The sequence below is a fragment of the Tropicimonas aquimaris genome (genome assembly GCF_042676185.1).
GTDB classification, from domain to species: Bacteria; Pseudomonadota; Alphaproteobacteria; order Rhodobacterales; family Rhodobacteraceae; genus Tropicimonas; species Tropicimonas aquimaris.
The window spans coordinates 1-15,338 of record NZ_JBHTJT010000007.1; the positions used below are offsets into that span (position 1 = coordinate 1).

At 66.2% G+C, this 15,338-nt stretch carries 16 protein-coding genes and 1 tRNA gene; 7 read left to right on the forward strand and 10 right to left on the reverse strand.

Translation table 11 applies throughout. From position 1 onward, the window contains the following. Positions 1 to 407 precede the first annotated feature (407 nt). The 4 genes from ACFQ2S_RS03665 to ACFQ2S_RS03680 all read right to left on the reverse strand — a co-directional run bounded on the left by ACFQ2S_RS03665 (position 408) and on the right by ACFQ2S_RS03680 (position 3,767). Positions 408 to 484: transfer RNA gene (locus tag ACFQ2S_RS03665), tRNA-Pro, on the reverse strand. A 52-nt stretch (positions 485 to 536) separates the two neighbouring features. After that, positions 537 to 1,517, reverse strand: a complete 981-nt coding sequence (locus ACFQ2S_RS03670) for a DMT family transporter (RefSeq protein ID WP_386072804.1) — start codon at positions 1,515 to 1,517, stop codon at positions 537 to 539. A gap of 129 nt (positions 1,518 to 1,646) precedes the next feature. Then, the gene (gene leuB, locus ACFQ2S_RS03675) at positions 1,647 to 2,756 is read right to left on the reverse strand and encodes a 3-isopropylmalate dehydrogenase (protein WP_386072805.1); all 1,110 of its coding nucleotides are present in this window, start codon (positions 2,754 to 2,756) and stop codon (positions 1,647 to 1,649) included. 84 nt (positions 2,757 to 2,840) lie between these two features. Next, a complete protein-coding gene (locus ACFQ2S_RS03680) occupies positions 2,841 to 3,767 on the reverse strand; it encodes a LysR family transcriptional regulator (RefSeq protein ID WP_386072807.1) in 927 nt (308 codons plus the stop codon). A gap of 106 nt (positions 3,768 to 3,873) precedes the next feature. Between ACFQ2S_RS03680 and ACFQ2S_RS03685 the strand changes: the two genes are divergently transcribed. Further along, positions 3,874 to 4,794, forward strand: coding sequence for an epimerase (locus ACFQ2S_RS03685; protein WP_386072808.1), 921 nt, complete (start codon positions 3,874 to 3,876; stop codon positions 4,792 to 4,794). Here the strand turns inward: ACFQ2S_RS03685 and ACFQ2S_RS03690 are convergent. The 4 genes from ACFQ2S_RS03690 to ACFQ2S_RS03705 form a co-directional block, all read right to left on the reverse strand. Further along, positions 4,714 to 5,742, reverse strand: coding sequence for an endonuclease/exonuclease/phosphatase family protein (locus ACFQ2S_RS03690; protein WP_386072810.1), 1,029 nt, complete (start codon positions 5,740 to 5,742; stop codon positions 4,714 to 4,716). The two genes, ACFQ2S_RS03685 and ACFQ2S_RS03690, sit on opposite strands and share 81 nt — an antisense overlap. A 65-nt stretch (positions 5,743 to 5,807) precedes the next feature. Then, positions 5,808 to 6,647: a hypothetical protein gene (locus tag ACFQ2S_RS03695; RefSeq protein WP_386072812.1), complete on the reverse strand. Its 840-nt coding sequence runs from the start codon at positions 6,645 to 6,647 to the stop codon at positions 5,808 to 5,810. A 259-nt stretch (positions 6,648 to 6,906) separates the two neighbouring features. Further along, positions 6,907 to 7,512, reverse strand: coding sequence for a 3-isopropylmalate dehydratase small subunit (gene leuD, locus ACFQ2S_RS03700; RefSeq protein ID WP_386072813.1), 606 nt, complete (start codon positions 7,510 to 7,512; stop codon positions 6,907 to 6,909). A 70-nt stretch (positions 7,513 to 7,582) separates the two neighbouring features. Continuing rightward, positions 7,583 to 8,401 carry a DUF4198 domain-containing protein gene (locus tag ACFQ2S_RS03705; RefSeq protein ID WP_386072815.1) on the reverse strand — a complete coding sequence of 273 codons (819 nt, stop codon included), beginning with the start codon at positions 8,399 to 8,401 and terminating at the stop codon, positions 7,583 to 7,585. Here ACFQ2S_RS03705 and ACFQ2S_RS03710 point away from each other — a divergent pair. Beyond that, a complete protein-coding gene (locus ACFQ2S_RS03710) occupies positions 8,400 to 9,545 on the forward strand; it encodes a HupE/UreJ family protein (RefSeq protein WP_386072816.1) in 1,146 nt (381 codons plus the stop codon). The two genes, ACFQ2S_RS03705 and ACFQ2S_RS03710, sit on opposite strands and share 2 nt — an antisense overlap. 19 nt (positions 9,546 to 9,564) lie before the next feature. On the opposite strand, the gene ACFQ2S_RS03715 is transcribed toward ACFQ2S_RS03710, so the two are convergent. Both ACFQ2S_RS03715 and leuC read right to left on the reverse strand, forming a co-directional pair. Next, a complete protein-coding gene (locus ACFQ2S_RS03715; protein ID WP_386072818.1) occupies positions 9,565 to 10,089 on the reverse strand; it encodes an HdeD family acid-resistance protein in 525 nt (174 codons plus the stop codon). Between the two features lie 51 nt (positions 10,090 to 10,140). Continuing rightward, positions 10,141 to 11,547, reverse strand: coding sequence for a 3-isopropylmalate dehydratase large subunit (gene leuC / locus ACFQ2S_RS03720; protein WP_386072820.1), 1,407 nt, complete (start codon positions 11,545 to 11,547; stop codon positions 10,141 to 10,143). Between the two features lie 226 nt (positions 11,548 to 11,773). Between leuC and ACFQ2S_RS03725 the strand changes: the two genes are divergently transcribed. The 5 genes from ACFQ2S_RS03725 (at position 11,774) to ACFQ2S_RS03745 (ending at position 15,312) form a co-directional block, all read left to right on the forward strand. Further along, positions 11,774 to 13,120 carry a mechanosensitive ion channel family protein gene (locus ACFQ2S_RS03725; RefSeq protein ID WP_386072821.1) on the forward strand — a complete coding sequence of 449 codons (1,347 nt, stop codon included), beginning with the start codon at positions 11,774 to 11,776 and terminating at the stop codon, positions 13,118 to 13,120. A gap of 112 nt (positions 13,121 to 13,232) precedes the next feature. Beyond that, positions 13,233 to 13,379, forward strand: a complete 147-nt coding sequence (locus ACFQ2S_RS03730; RefSeq protein ID WP_386072822.1) for a hypothetical protein — start codon at positions 13,233 to 13,235, stop codon at positions 13,377 to 13,379. 200 nt (positions 13,380 to 13,579) lie between these two features. Then, on the forward strand, positions 13,580 to 13,966 hold the full coding sequence (gene rsfS / locus ACFQ2S_RS03735; RefSeq protein ID WP_386072824.1) for a ribosome silencing factor: 387 nt from the start codon (positions 13,580 to 13,582) through the stop codon (positions 13,964 to 13,966). After that, entirely contained in the window at positions 13,966 to 14,436 is a 471-nt protein-coding gene (gene rlmH / locus ACFQ2S_RS03740) for a 23S rRNA (pseudouridine(1915)-N(3))-methyltransferase RlmH (protein WP_386072826.1), read from the forward strand. The genes rsfS and rlmH overlap by 1 nt, the downstream gene beginning before the upstream one ends. 105 nt (positions 14,437 to 14,541) lie before the next feature. Continuing rightward, positions 14,542 to 15,312, forward strand: coding sequence for a YdcF family protein (locus ACFQ2S_RS03745; protein ID WP_386072827.1), 771 nt, complete (start codon positions 14,542 to 14,544; stop codon positions 15,310 to 15,312). Positions 15,313 to 15,338: the final 26 nt, after the last annotated feature.

Sequence of the window (15,338 nt, forward strand, 5' to 3'; positions counted from 1 at the left end):
GCGCTTGCGCCTTGGGGGTCTGCGGCGGGTTCTCAGCCATCGCCACGATGTCCGAGAAGGTCACCTTGTCGTATGGCTCGCCAGTGTTCTTGTGCGTGTCGAGCTGGCCATAGCCGGAGCAAAACGCCGCGGCCGTTGGGATGTTCATATCCATCACACCAACCCACGCTTGTAGGGGGTGCTGGCGTGCAGCCGGCGGGCGAATTGCGAGGGCGAAACCGTTGCGGATTCAGCCCAGATCGTGCTATGTTCGCTTAGACGTTTCGCCGCGTCTTGTGAGCATTGAGCCCCGGTTGCAGTTGCCGCTGCGCCGGGGTTTTCCGTTGGGAATCCCCTGAATTTGTGCGGCATCACAGCTTCGCGCGAATCCAGGATTCGCGGCGCGTCTGCTAAGATATTGTGATTATTGGTCGGAGTGAGAGGATTCGAACCTCCGACCCCTGCCTCCCGAAGACAGTGCTCTACCAGGCTGAGCTACACTCCGACCGTGAGGCACGCGATTACAGAAGCGGGTGAGGAATGGCAAGGGGCTCCGGTCAGGTTGTGGCTTTTTTAGACTCCGCCGCTGCCGAATCCGCCTGGCGGCGCAGGAGCGCCCCGACCCGCAGGTAGGTGCCGGCGTCGAAGCGGCTGCGGGTGCGCAGCACCGGGCGATTTTCCGAAGCGTTTGACCGGCCCTCGCGGAGCACGATGTAGACGCCGCTGGCAATGATGACGGCGGCTCCGAGGACGGTGTTCAGCGACGGGCGCTCGTCGAAGAAGATGAGCCCGTAGGCCGTCGCCCAAAGGATCTGCGAATATTGCATCGGCGCGACTATGACGGCCTCGCCGGTCTTGTAGGCCGCGATGATCGTGAGAGTGGCGACGAAAGCCATGGCGGCGATCATCACCACGGCGCCGAAATCGATCAGCGGCATCGGTTCGTAGACGAAGGCAAGGATGATGCCCATCAGCACCACGTTGGCCATCATCGGATAGAGTAGCAGCACCACGCTGCGTTCCTCGTGGCCGATCTTGCGCACGATGATGGAGGCAAACGCGCTGCCGAAGGCCGCGACAAGCGCCGCGGCATGGCCGAGCTCGAGCTGGGTCGAGCCCGGCTGCAGAACGATCATCACTCCGCTGAGGCCCACGATGACCGCCATCCAGCGGCGGATGCCGACCTGTTCGCCAAGAACCGGGATGGCGAGAATCGTGATCAACAGCGGTGCGGTGAACAGAATCGCATAGACCTGTGCCATCGGCAGAACCGAAAAGGAATAGAAGGCGCAGGCAGCCACGACGACGGAGGCGATGGTCCGCAGCGCCGTCCACCAGGGGTGGCGCGGGCGCAGGTTGCCGTCGTTCCTGTCGTTCATCAGCATCAGCGTCGCCATTGGGAAGCCGAGCAGGACGCTGAAAAACACGATCTGGAAGGTGGAATAGGAAGCGCCGAGGTACTTCACCAGCACGTCGTGGGTGGAAAAGATGCCAAAGGCGACGAGCGCCAGCAGGGCGCCTTTCGTGTTGTTCGTCATGAGGGCAAACCCGGCTTGCTGTCTGCAGGGATAATGCAGGGATACTGCCAATGTTCCGGTGTGGGAAGAAAAAACCGGCCCGGCAGTCTTCGGGGACGCCCGCGCTGGAGCGGGCGCCCGCAATGTGGTTCAGAGCGAGGCGTCGAGCGCCGCGACGATGGCGTCGCCCATCGCCGAGGTGGAGACCGGGCTGCCCCCCTCGGGGCCCATCAGGTCGGCGGTGCGCAGGCCGTCGGCCAGCACCTTTTCGACGGCCTTTTCCAGCCGGTCGGCTTCCGCGCCTTGGTCGAAGGAATAGCGCAGCGCCATCGCGAAGCTCAGGATGCAGGCGATCGGGTTGGCCTTGCCCTGGCCGGCGATGTCCGGGGCCGAACCGTGCACCGGCTCATAAAGGGCCTTTGGCCGGCCGTTCTCCATCGGCGCGCCCAGGCTCGCCGAAGGCAGCATGCCGAGCGAGCCGGTCAGCATCGCCGCCACGTCGGAAAGCAGGTCTCCAAAGAGGTTGTCGGTGACGATCACGTCGAACTGCTTGGGCCAGCGGCAGAGCTGCATGCCACCGGCGTCGGCGTACATGTGGCTGAGCTCGACATCGGGGTATTCCTCGTCATGGACCTTCTGGACGACCTCGCGCCACAGGATGCCGGACTCCATCACGTTGGCCTTCTCCATCGAGCAGACCTTGTTGCCACGCCGCTTCGCCAGTTCGAAGGCGGAGCGGGCCACGCGGGCGATTTCGCTCTCGGTGTAGCGCTGCGTGTTCACCCCTTCGCGCTCGCCATTGGCGTTGACAGAGATCCCGCGCGGCTCGCCGAAGTAGATGCCCGAGGTCAGCTCGCGTACGATCATGATGTCGAGACCGGCGACCACGTCCTTCTTCAGCGAGGAGAAATCCGCCAGCGCGTCGAAGCATTGAGCCGGGCGCAGGTTCGAAAACAGGTCCATTTCCTTGCGCAGGCGCAGCAGCCCGCGTTCCGGCTTCACCGAGAAATCGAGGTCGTCGTATTTCGGCCCGCCGACGGCGCCGAGCAGCACTGCGTCGACCTCCTGTGCCTTGGCCATGGTCTCGTCGGCCAGTGGCACCCCGTGCACGTCATAGGCCGCCCCGCCCACCAGGTCTTCGCTCACGTCGAAGGCCAGATCGCGCTTGGCGCCGAACCAGTCGATGATCTTGCGAACCTCGGTCATCACCTCGGGGCCGATGCCGTCTCCGGCCAGGATGAGAAGGGAAGGGGTGCTCATGGTTTGTGGGTCCTCGCAACATGTGTCCCGGCGGGGTTACCTCTGCGCCGGGGAACGGTCAAGAACCGCCCACTGGGGCGCCACTCACGGGCGGTCTCGCGCGGGCAGGGCGCCTTGAGCGAGGTAGCGCGCCAAACCCTCGGCAAGCAGCTCCCAGACCCGGCGGATTCGCGGCGTCCGCCGCATCGCCTCGTGGGCCGTCAGCCAGACCGGCAGGGTCGGGAGCGGCAGGTCCGGCAGCAGGCGCTCGACAGTCGGGTCGGCCTCGGCCAGCGGCACCTGCGCAAAGCACAAGCCGCATCCGGCCCGGACCAGTTCCCACAGAACGTTGTGATCGTCGCAGCGCAGCGCGAACCAATGCCGGTCCACGGGCAGGCCGAGCGCCCGCATGCCGCGGATCAGCGTCTCGTCGCTGTCATAGCCGATCAGGTCATGGGAACGGATGTCGTCGAGGCGCTCCGGCCGTCCGCGCTGGTCGAGATAGCTGCGCGCGCCGTAAAGCCCGAGGGGCACGTCGCCCAGATGCCGGGTGACCATGTCGAGCTGGTCCGGCCGGTACATGCGCAGGGCGATATCCGCCTCCCGGAACAGGAGGTTGGCGCTGCGGTCCGACGGCAGGATCTCGATCTCGATCTCGGGCTCCCTCTGCCGGATCCCGGCGAGGATCTCCGGCAGGACATGGAGCGCGACCACGTCGCTCGCCGCGACCCTCACGGTGCCTGCGATCACGTCCACCCGTCCCGCAGCGGTCAGCGCGAATCCCTGCGCCGCCTCCCGCATGGCGCGCGCCGGCGGCACCAGCGCCTGCCCGGCCTCGGTCAGCGCGAGCCCGCGCGGCTGGCGGGTGAAGAGCGTGACGCCGAGTGCTTCCTCCAGCGTCCGGATCTGGCGCCCGAGCGTCGGCTGACTCAGGCCCAGCTCGCGCGCGGCACCCGACAGCGACCCGGTATCGGCCACGGCCAGGAAGGACTGGACGCGCGACCAGTTGAGGGAGGAAAGATCCTGAGGCATTCAATTTTGAATATCAGATGTCGGACTTTTGGCAATATTCATAAGAAAACGCATGGAGCAGACTTGTGGCAGATCCAAGCAAGGTTTCAGCCAGAAAGGAAACGCCATGACGCGCACTGCCCTGATCCTCGGCCCCAGCGGACGCTTCGGGGGCCATACCGCAACCGCCTTTGCTGCCGCCGGGTGGGACGTCCGCCGCTTCGACCGCCGCCGAGACCGGCTGGAAGACGCCGCCCGCGGGGTGGAGGTGATCGTCCATGGCTGGCATCCGCCCTATCATCGCTGGGAGTCCGAGGTGCCGGGGCTCACGCGCAAGGTGATCGCGGCCGGGCGGGCCAGCGGCGCACTCGTCATCGTTCCCGGCAACGTCTACCCCTATGGCGACACCGCGCCAGAGCGTCTGACCGCCGACGTGCCCCACGTGGCCCGGAACCGGCTCGGCCAGATCCGGGCGGAGATGAACGCGGCCTTCCGGGAGTCCGGCGTGCGCACGCTGATCCTGCGGGCAGGGGACTTCATCGACACCGAACCCAGCGGCCTATGGTTCGACCGGGTGCTCGCCTCCCGGCTGTCGCGCGGGGTGTTCGAATACCCCGGCCCGATGGATCGCCGTCATGCCTGGGCCTACCTGCCCGACCTGGCGCGGGCGGCGGTCGCGCTGGCGGAGCGCGCCGACAGGCTGGACCGTTTCACCGACCTGCCGTTCCCGGGTTTCGGAGCCACCGGGGAGGAGATGCACGCGGCCTTCGAGCGGGTGCTGGGCCGACCGCTGCGCGCCCGCAGGATGAACTGGCTGCCCTTCCAGCTTGCTGCGCCGCTTTGGCCGATGGGGCGCGGGCTGCTCGAGATGAGCTATCTCTGGCGCAAGCCGCATTTCCTGGACGGAACTGCCTTCCGCGCCGCGCTGCCCGGTTTCGCAGACACTCCACTGGACGCCGCGATCGCCTCAGCCCTCCGGCTCGAGGTCGGCCCAGACAAGGCGGTGGCGCGAGGCGGCGGCAGCATCCTCCCCGGCCAGGCCGCCTGAGGGCCAGTGTACGCCCGCCGCCAGCACGCGCATTCCGGCGGCGGGCAGGACGTAATCGACCCGAAGGTTGCCGGGCCCGCCCTCTGCCGGCTCCGGCCAATCCGCGGTGTCGAGTTCTGGAGCGCCGTGGTGCTCGGCCGTGGGGTACAGTGCGCCGCCCTCGCCGGTGGGCGCGGGGTCCTGCAGCCTCGGGTCCGAGAGCAGCGCGCGCACCGCCGCGTGCCGCCCGTCGCCGTCCAGCGGGTCCAGATTGAGCTTCCCCAGTATGACGAAATTGCGCTCAGGCGGCGCGTGCCCAAGCGCCCCGTCCAGATAACGTTGCCACAGCGCGGCCTCGTCCGCGTTGCGCAACCCGTTACGGTCCTCGGGGCCGTCAAACACGGGCGGCGTGGCGGCGTAGGCGAGAAGGTGCAGCCTGCCTCCGCCGGGCAAGGCCACCGGCACGACCCAATGCCCGGTGGACGACAGCCGCTGCACTGCGAGCACGGCTTCGGACGGGAAGGGGGCGCCCTCGGCCTCCGGCAGATGTGCGCCCGGCAGATCCTTCCAGAGCAGGGCGGAGAAATCCGTGACCTCGTCGGAGAGGATCGGGAAACGGCTCAGAATGGCCATGCCTCCCTGGCCGGCGAAACGGCCATACCCTTGCGCATCGCGCGGCTCACCTGCGCGGCCGTTGCCGTCGAGGTCGAGCCCGGTGGCCATTCCGGCATTGGATCGGAGGCTGAAGCGGTGCGGGTAGGGCGCGCCGGCCTCGGCCATGCGGTCCGCGAGGGCCGAGAGCGCGGCGTTGCCGTGGTCCACGTCGAACCCGGTGAGCAGCAGGATGTCGGGACGGACGCGGGCGATCACACTAACGACGGCGGCGACCTGTTCGTCCTCGCCGCGCAGGATGTCGCGCAGCAGCAGTCCCGGCCCCTTGCGCGAGAGCTCCACCGTATAGGTCGCCACGCGCACTGTCTCAGCCGCCGCAGCGAGCGGCAGCACGGCCAGCAGCCAGACGAGAAGGAGTTTGGTCAGGTAACGAGCAGGCCGCCCGGCGTTTCCGCCGCGGAGGTGCGCTTGCGCATCTCCAGGATCATGTCGGCCACGCGCGCCATGGCGATGCCGCGCATGAACAGGCTCAGCGGCAGGAAGGCCCATAGGGATACCATCCAGATCATCGTCTGCGGTTCGTTGACCATGGCGTTGCCGAACAGCTCCGCTGCCGCCTTGCCGATGGCCGGGATCAGGAATGGCAGGAGAAAGCCTAAGGCGAGGTTAACGCGAGCGTCCCGGTTCAGCCGGTCCACCACGTCGCCGCCGGCCGTCGGGTCGAAGGTCGGCAGGTTGATCCAGACGTTGAAGGCGCCGGACCGGTTGGGCCAGTTGTGCAGCTTCAGGATCAGGTAGAAAAACGTGATGGCCAGCAGTCCGATCAGGTAGGCCATGCCTGCCGCCGCGCGCACCTGTGCGATCTCCTGGACGGTTGCGGTGTCTGGCAGGCTGAGGATCACCAGCCGCACCGGGGAATAGGGGAAGTCCAGCGCATGGCCGATCAACGCGCCGACCGCCTGGACGAACAGCGTCAGACCGTTCGGCATCACCTGCCCGCGCGCCAGCACCGACAGGAAGAACACCGTCATGAACAGCGAAAGGTAGCGGGTGCGGTTGAACGGCGGGGCGTCGCGGAATTCGACGAGGCTGGGGTAGACGGAGGCGTATTCGACAAAGGTGAGCACCGCGCAGGCCAGCCCGATCAGAACCACGATCTGGGAGGTATCCCCACTGACGGAGGGCAGCAGAAGCGACGGCGTGGCAACGACGATCGCCACGAGAACGGCACGGACTCCGGCACTTGTCAGCTTGGTCAGCACTACCCGTTTCCTTCGTCTCGACCGGTCGCGATTCTTTGCCGCGAGCCTCGCCGGACGTTGTTGTTTCGCCTTTGACAGCGATTTGCCTCAACTTTGCCCAATTTTTGCCTCACTTCGACTCTTCCCGGCAAGTCTCGGTTAAGGTTAACAAATTTAATTGGGCCGTTTTGCGAGGGAACTGGTGCGGCTTTGCATCAAAGATGTGGTAAAAAAAAGGCCGCCCGAAAAGGCGGCCCAATATCTAGTGGTATGAGGGGGATCAGACCCAAGGACGGGAAGTCTGTGCCTGTGCCTCGAAGGCCTCGATCGAGGCCGATTTCTCGAGCGTCAGGCTGATGTCGTCCAGACCGTTCAGCAGGCAGTGCTTCTTGAACGCGTCGACCTCGAAAGAGATCGTGCCGCCGTCCGGACCGGTGATCGTCTGGCTTTCCAGGTCGACGGTGATGATCGCGTTGGAGCCGCGCTCGGCGTCGTCCATCAGCTTGTCGACCTCTTCCTGCGGCAGGGCGATCGGCAGGATGCCGTTCTTGAAGCAGTTGTTGTAAAAGATGTCGGCGAAGCTGGGCGCGATCACGCAGCGGATGCCGAAATCCTTGATCGCCCAGGGGGCGTGCTCGCGGGAGGAGCCGCAGCCGAAATTGTCGCCCGCGACGAGGATCTCGGCGTTGCGGTAGGCCGGCTTGTTGAGCACGAAATCGGGGTTCTCGTTGCCCTCGGAATCATAGCGCATCTCGTCGAACAGGTTCACGCCGAGGCCCGACCGCTTGATGGTCTTCAGGAACTGCTTGGGGATGATCATGTCGGTGTCGACGTTGATCAGCGGCAGCGGGGCGGCGATTCCGGTCAGCGTGGTGAACTTGTCCATGGCAAAAGGCTCCTGGGATGGGTTGCCGGGGCTTACCGCAGGCGGGCCTTGGGGGCAAGCGAGGCGTGTGTCAGGGGGACGCGTCGGGAACGGCGAAGGTCAGCGAGGCCCAGTCGGTATGCCAGACCGGCCCGGCGTCGGCCGCGTCGTTGTCGAGCGTGCGGAGCACGGCGCTGTTGGCGAGATACGCGGCGCCCGGCGTGACCGGAACAGTGACCCGACCCTCCGCATCGGTCCGATGCAGTGTCAACGTGACCGCGCCCTCCGCGTCGCGCTCGAACAGCTCGAGCTGCGCATCGGCGCGGGGAGCGCCGTCGAGGAAGACCCGCAGCGGCATGCCGCCTTCCAGCCGGTCGGTGTAGGGGTTCGCTTCGGCCACGATCTCTATGTTCAGCCCGACCCGTCGGTCGGCCCCCGCGCCATCGCCGACTGCCACCAGGGATTTGGCGAAGCGCCGGTAGCTCTCGCCGAAGCCGGCGTCCGGCAATCCGCGCTGCCGGTGGCTCTCCAGCGCCGGCCCGAGATCCTTTTCCTCGACGAAATGGCGAAACTGCTCCCAATCCTTGTAGGTGACCACGCGGTCTTGCGTTTCGTGCACCACGACGACGAGCCCGGGGGCGCCGGCGGCGTGCGTCAGAGCGGGCAGGTCGCCAAGCCGCCCGGACGCCGGCGTTGCCGCGCCGTCCCGGATCAGGTCGAACCGCGCGAACTCGTCGGGATTGAAGATCATGGTGGAGCCCGTGAAATCCTGCCCCACGCGAAGGTCGGCGCGGATCACCGCGCGTGCATCGACTTGATATTGCTCGGGCGCGATCCAGAATTCATGGCTGAGCGATGGCGCTGCGGCGAGGCCGAGGCAGCAGGTGAAGAGGAAGGTCAGGGTGCGCATGTCTATTCGATCCTTCGCCGCTATCACACGGAACCTGTTGCTGATCTGCGCACTGTCAATGGGACTGCTGCATCCTGCACAGGCACACGAGGTGCGGCCTGCGGTGGCGGATGTGGAGGTGGGGGCGGACCGGGTGAACATCGTCATCCGCCTGACCGTGGAGCCACTGGTCGCGGGCATGAGCCTCGCGGGCCTCGAGGACACCAACGACTCCCCGCTCTCGGGCTACCATGACCGGCTGCGCGAAATGCCGCCCGAGGATCTGGACGCGGCCTTCCGGGAGGCCTGGCCGGTTTTGTCGGAGAGCTTCCTGATGGCAGCGGGAGAGACGCCGCTCTCCCCTGTGCTGGTCTCGGTCCGGATACCGGAGATCGGCGACACCGCCCTGCCGCGCGACTCCACGCTCGAGATCGAGGCAGCTCTGCCCGATGACGGCACGCCGGTCACCGTGGGCTGGGCCGCGGGCAACGGGCCGCTCGTGATCCGGCAGGTTGGCGGCGGCGAGACTGCCTATTCGGCGATCCTGCAGGGCGGCGACGTCAGCGCCCCGCTGCCGCGCGAGGACCTCGTGAACGAGGGCGTCTGGCCGGTCTTCTCTCGCTACGTCGTCTCGGGGTTCGAGCATATCGTGCCGAAGGGGCTCGACCATATCCTCTTCGTACTCGGGCTGTTCTTCTTCTCGCTCCACCTCCGGCCGCTTCTGTTCCAGGTTTCGGCCTTCACCCTGGCCCATACGACGACTCTGGCGCTCGCCAGCCTCGGGATCGTCTCGGTCCCCGCCTCGGTGGTCGAACCGCTCATCGCGGCGTCCATCGTCTACATCGCGGTGGAAAACATCGTCGGCGGGCGGATCGGCTGGGCCCGGATCGCGGTGGTGTTCGGCTTTGGCCTGCTGCACGGGCTCGGGTTCGCCTCGGTGCTTGGCGACGTGGGCATGGAGGCGGGACGCTTCGTAACCGGGCTGATCGGCTTCAATGTCGGCGTGGAGTTCGGCCAGCTTGCGGTGATCCTCGTGGCCTTCCTGCTGGTCGGCCTGCCGTTTGGACGTCAAAGCTGGTATCGCGCCGTGATCGCGATCCCGGCTTCCGCCGCCATCGCCCTGGTGGGCGCCTGGTGGACGCTGCAGCGCGTGCTGGGGCTCTAAGGCGCGGGTCGGCCGGGCATCAGAGGTTATCGAGCCGGGTTCGCAGGAACAGCGCCAGCACCACCAGCGCCAGCCCGTTGAACAGCAGCTCTATCCCGAGAAGTACGCCGAGCAGGCGCGCCGAGGCCTGCTCGAAATTGGCGAAGATGAACCCCGCTAGCAGGATCGACAGAGCTCCCGACAGCAGCATCATCCAGAAGAACCGCGTCTGGCGCATCTGAAACGCCCAGAACAGCCGCAACACGCCGGCCGCGCCGATGAACAGCGTGATGACCAGCGTGAGCGACATCATGCCCTCGAACGGGTTGCGCAGGAAGGACAGGCCCAGGACGGCCACCAGCAGGCCGAGCATGATCGAGACGACCTTGTTCATGCCGCCCTCGTCCTTGAAGCCGATGCCGACCTGGATGAGGCCTGCGAGGATCAGCAGCGAGCCCGTCACGATGGTGATTCCGAAGGAGACCGCCATCGCGTTGGCCAGCGCCAGCACGCCGAACAGAACCGATAGACATCCAAGGAGAAGCCACCTGGCCCATTCACTCATGCTGCTTCCCCTTGATATGTCCGGCTCAATTCATGTGCTAATGATCCCTTCTTACATCAGGTCGCGGACGTCTGTCAGCCTTCCCGTGACGGCCGCTGCAGCGGCCATCGCGGGGCTCATCAGATGGGTGCGACCCTTGAAGCCCTGGCGCCCCTCGAAGTTTCGGTTCGAGGTCGAGGCGCAGCGCTCTTCGGGCGCGAGCTGGTCGGGGTTCATGGCCAGGCACATCGAGCAGCCCGCCATGCGCCATTCGAAGCCGGCCTCCTGGAAGATCTCGGCCAGGCCTTCCTCTTCGGCCTGGGCGCGCACGAGGCCGGAGCCCGGCACGACCATGCCCCGGACGCCCTCGGCGATCTTCTTGCCCTTCACGATGGCGGCGGCGGCGCGCAGGTCCTCGATCCGGCCGTTTGTGCAGGAGCCGATGAACACGGCGTCGATGGCGATCTCCGACAGCGGGGTGCCCGGCTTCAGACCCATGTATTCCAAAGAACGGCGCGCGGCCTCGACCTTGCCGCCGGTGAAATCCTCGGGGGCGGGCACCTTGTCGGTGATCGGCAGCACGTCCTCGGGCGAGGTGCCCCAGGTCACGACGGGGGCGATGTCCTCGCCGCGGATCGTCACCACCTTGTCGAAATGCGCGCCCTCGTCGGTGAAGAGCGTCTTCCACCATTCGAGCGCCAGTTCCCATTGCCCGCCCTTGGGTGCGTGCGGGCGGCCCTTGATGTACTCGAAGGTGGTCTCGTCCGGCGCGATCAGGCCGGCGCGGGCGCCGCCCTCGATCGCCATGTTGCAGACGGTCATCCGGCCTTCCATCGACAGCGAGCGGATCGCCTCGCCGCAATACTCGATCACGTGGCCGGTGCCGCCGGCGGTGCCGGTCTTGCCGATCACGGCGAGGGTGATGTCCTTGGCGGTGACGCCCGGCCGCAGCTGGCCGGTGATCTCCACCTTCATGTTCTTGGACTTCTTCTGGATCAGCGTCTGGGTGGCCAGCACGTGCTCCACCTCCGACGTGCCGATCCCGTGCGCCAGCGCGCCAAAGGCGCCGTGGGTCGCGGTGTGGCTGTCGCCGCAGACGACGGTCATGCCGGGCAGCGTCCAGCCCTGCTCGGGGCCGACGATGTGCACGATACCCTGGCGGATGTCGTTGACCGGGTAATAGTTGATCCCGAAATCCCGCGCGTTCTTGTCGAGCGCATCGACCTGGATGCGGCTCTCCTCGTTCTTGATGCCCTGCTCGCGGTCCGGCGTGGTCGGCACGTTGTGGTCCGGCACGGCGATGGTCTTGTCCGGCGCGTGCACCTTGCGGCCCGCCATGCGCAGCCCCTCGAAGGCCTGCGGGCTCGTCACCTCGTGCACGAGGTGGCGGTCGATGTAGAGCAGGCAGGTGCCGTCGTCGGCCTCGTGGGCAACGTGGGCGTCCCAGATCTTGTCATAGAGGGTCTTGGGGGCGGTCATTTGGGAATCTCCCGTTCGGGGTATGTGATGAAGACATGGGGATTGCGGCGCCGCAGTCGAGGCGGCCGGCAATCATAGGTGCGCGGTGGCGCGGCCTTCGAGGCCGTGGAAACGCCAGGGCAGGCGCGCGTGGTCATCCATGTCGACAGTCTTTGCCATGCGCCTTCCGGTACAATCACTCGCCCTTCGCCGCAAGGGCTTGGGCATTGCGCCGCGCCAAATTCACATGCAATCCTGCCTCATGGAGCAGGATATCCAGGCATTTCTCCTCGAGTTGCAGGCGCTGGCGCGGCAGTTGGGGCTTTCGGCCCGCCTGATGCTGCTGCCCTCGCGACTCTTCCAGATCGGCCTGATCGTCGTCCTGATCCTGCTCTCGCTGCTGGCCCGATGGCTGTTTGCGGAACGGGTTCGGGAGCGGATTCGCGAGATGGAAGGGCTCAGCAAGGGCCAGTTGCGATTCCTCGTCATCCTGCAGCGGCGTATCGCACTCATCACCTTCGTGGCGCTTTGCTGGGCGGCGATCTTCGTGATGCGCGAGATCATGGGGCTCTTCCCCTCCCGGAGCTACATCCTCGTGGTGGTCGGGACCATCTCGCTGGCCTGGCTGCTGATCGGGATCGCGACCCCGTTCATCGGCAATCCGCTGACCCGGCGGATCGTCTCCTGGGCCGCGTGGATCTATGCAACCCTCTATTTCACCGGCCTGCTCGACGACACGTTCTCGCTGCTCGACTCGATCGGGCTGGAGATCCAGTCGTTCCGGCTGTCGCTTCTGAGCATTCTGAAGGCGCTGGTGATCGTGGGCACGCTGGTCTTCCTGGCGCGGCTGCTCTCCAACGCCCTGAGCCGCCGGATCCGCGAAAGCCAGGACATCTCACCCACGCTCGGCGTGCTGCTGACCAAGATCCTGCAGGCGCTGCTCTATGTCTCGGCGATCTTCCTCGGGCTGCGGGCGGTGGGCTTCGATCCCACGGGGCTTACGGTGCTCTCCGGTGCGATCGGCGTCGGCATCGGCTTCGGGCTCCAGAAGATCGTCTCCAACATCGTGTCGGGCATCATCATCCTGATGGACAAGTCGGTGAAGCCCGGCGACGTGATCTCTCTGGGCGAGACCTTCGGATGGATCCAGTCGCTCGGCGCGCGCTATGTCTCGGTGGTGACCCGGGACGGGCGGGAATACCTGATCCCGAACGAGGATCTGATCACCGGGCAGGTGGTCAACTGGACCCATTCCGACGAGTTCGTCCGGCTCGACATCACTTTCGGCGCCGCCTACGGCAGCAATCCCCGCAAGGTCCGTGCCGCCGCGATCGAGGCGGCGCTCTCGGTCGGGCGCGTCGTCCAGACCCGCAACCCGGTCTGCCACATCACCAATTTTGGCGAGAGCTCCATCGACTACGTGCTGCGATTCTGGATCACCGACCCGACGAAGGGGCTGACCAACGTGCGGGGCGACGTCTACCTCGCGCTCTGGGACGCGTTCGAGGCCGAGGGCATCGAAATTCCCTTCCCGCAGCGCGAGGTCCGGCTGCTTGGCCAGCCTCCTGTTGCGGATGCGCCACCCTCCGCCTGAGCCGCCGGAGCAATTCCGCCGACAGATTGTCGCAGGGCTTGATTCTTTTTGTCGGAGAGCTTTCTTAACGGTTTCGCCGAACAGAACCGCCGTCACATCGAGAGTTATGCCCATGTCCCGGGTTTACATGAACGTTCATATCGCGCTGATCGCAGCGCTTGTCCTGCTCGCCGTCGCCTTCGAGGCCACGGCGGAGGATCACATGCAACCCGTGTGGATCGACTTCCCGCCAGATATCCAAAGCGGTCTCGTCAACTGATTTCGCCGGTGCGGCAGGCGTTGAAGCCGCTGCGGATGCCGGGTTTCGGTGTCGGGCGCGGCATCGTTGAGCCATGGCCGATTGGATGCTATCGTGGTATCATGTCCAGCGTCGGGACGCAGTCGGCGCGATTTACGGAGGGCAATGTACTGTCTCACCAAGCGGAGGTCGCCACGCAAACGGCGGCAGAAGTGGCACCCATGAGCGTGCCGAACGAGTTCAACCGGACCCTCGCCACGAGCGACGCACTGCTTGAACGCATCCTTTTCTCTCTCGACGAAGACAAGGCCGAGGACGTGGTCGTCATCGACCTGCGCGGCAAGACGGAGATGGCCGATCACATGGTCGTGTGCTCCGGCCGTTCCTCGCGTCAGGTCGCGTCGATCTCGGACAAGCTCGTGGAGCGGCTCAAGGCCGACTTCGGGATCTCGTCGAAGGTCGAGGGCAAGGATGCCGGAGACTGGGTGCTGATCGACGCCGGCGATGTGATCGTCCACGTCTTCCGGCCCGAGGTGCGCGAGTTCTACCAGCTCGAGAAGATGTGGATGCCCGCGGGCAAGGCCGGAACGGCGACGCCCACGTCCTGATGCGTCTGTCGATCGTTGCGGTCGGACGGCTCCGACCGGGGCCCGAGCTGTCGCTCGTGTCCGATTACCTCCAGCGTGCCGAGCGTAGCGGTCGGCCGCTGGGGATAAGCTCCGCCTCGGTGATCGAGGTCGACGACCGCAAGGGCGGCGGCAAGGCCGGGGAGGCCGCGCTGATCCGCAAGGCGCTGCCAAAGGGCGCCCGTCTTGTCTGCCTCGACGAGCGCGGCAAGGTGATCGGCTCGCCCGACTTCGCGCAGCGGATCGCCGAGTGGCGCGACACCGGCACGCAGGACATCGCTTTTGTCATCGGCGGCGCAGACGGAATCGACCCGGCGCTGGTCGCCGAGGCCGATTTCACCCTTTCCTTCGGCAAGATGGTTTGGCCGCACATGCTGGTGCGGGTGATGCTGTCAGAGCAGATCTACCGCGCGGTGTCGATCCTGGCCGGCGCGCCCTATCACCGCGTCTAGGGGCGTGATGCTTTGGCGTCGCGGCCGTGGCGCATGCCGTATCGACGGTGTTACACCGGCTAGGCATTTCTTCGCGCCATCACGAAGGGTCAGGACGGTTTGCCGGTGGATACGGTTTTCTTCATTCTCTCCAAGCTCGCATGGGCCCTGCTCAAGCCCGAAACCTGGATCCTGATCGGTGTCGGACTGACCTGTCTGGCGGCCTGGTTCGGGCGGCTCCGTGCCGCGCGGCTCTGGTCCGCCTTGACGCTGGGGCTGGTGCTCGCCATCGGCGTAATTCCGATTGGCGGCCGGATGGTGATGTCGCTGGAGCAGCGTTATCCGGCGAACCCGCCGCTGGGGCAGGTCGACGGGATCATCGTCCTGGGCGGTGGCGAGAGGCCACCGCGGTTCGGCCAGCCGCAGGTCGGCGAGGGGGGCGAACGTTATATCGAGACGTTGTCGCTCGCGCTGCGCCACCCCGAGGCGCGGGTGATCTATGTCGGTGGCAGCGGCGCGTTGAAGGATGCTCTGGACGCGCCCCGCGTCCACGCGCGGTCCGCACGGCTCTTCTTCGAGCGCACGGGACTCGACCCGGAACGCTTGACCTTCGAGACCGCCTCGCGCAACACCGCGGAGAATGCCGTGCTGAGCCTCGAGATGGTGCAGCCGCAACCGGGGCAGAGCTGGGTGCTGGTCACTTCCGCCTTCCACATGCCGCGCGCGCTGCGCAGTTTCGAACGGGCCGGCTGGACCGGGATCGTGCCCTGGCCGGCAGATTTCAGGGGGCGCAAGGGGCCGCCGCTCGACTGGGACCTCACGCAGAATCTGGATCTGCTCGGGGTTGGTCTCCGCGAATACATCGGTCTCTTCGCCTATGGCGTGACCGGCCGCTGAGCCATGCGTTGCGCGGGCGCGCGGAT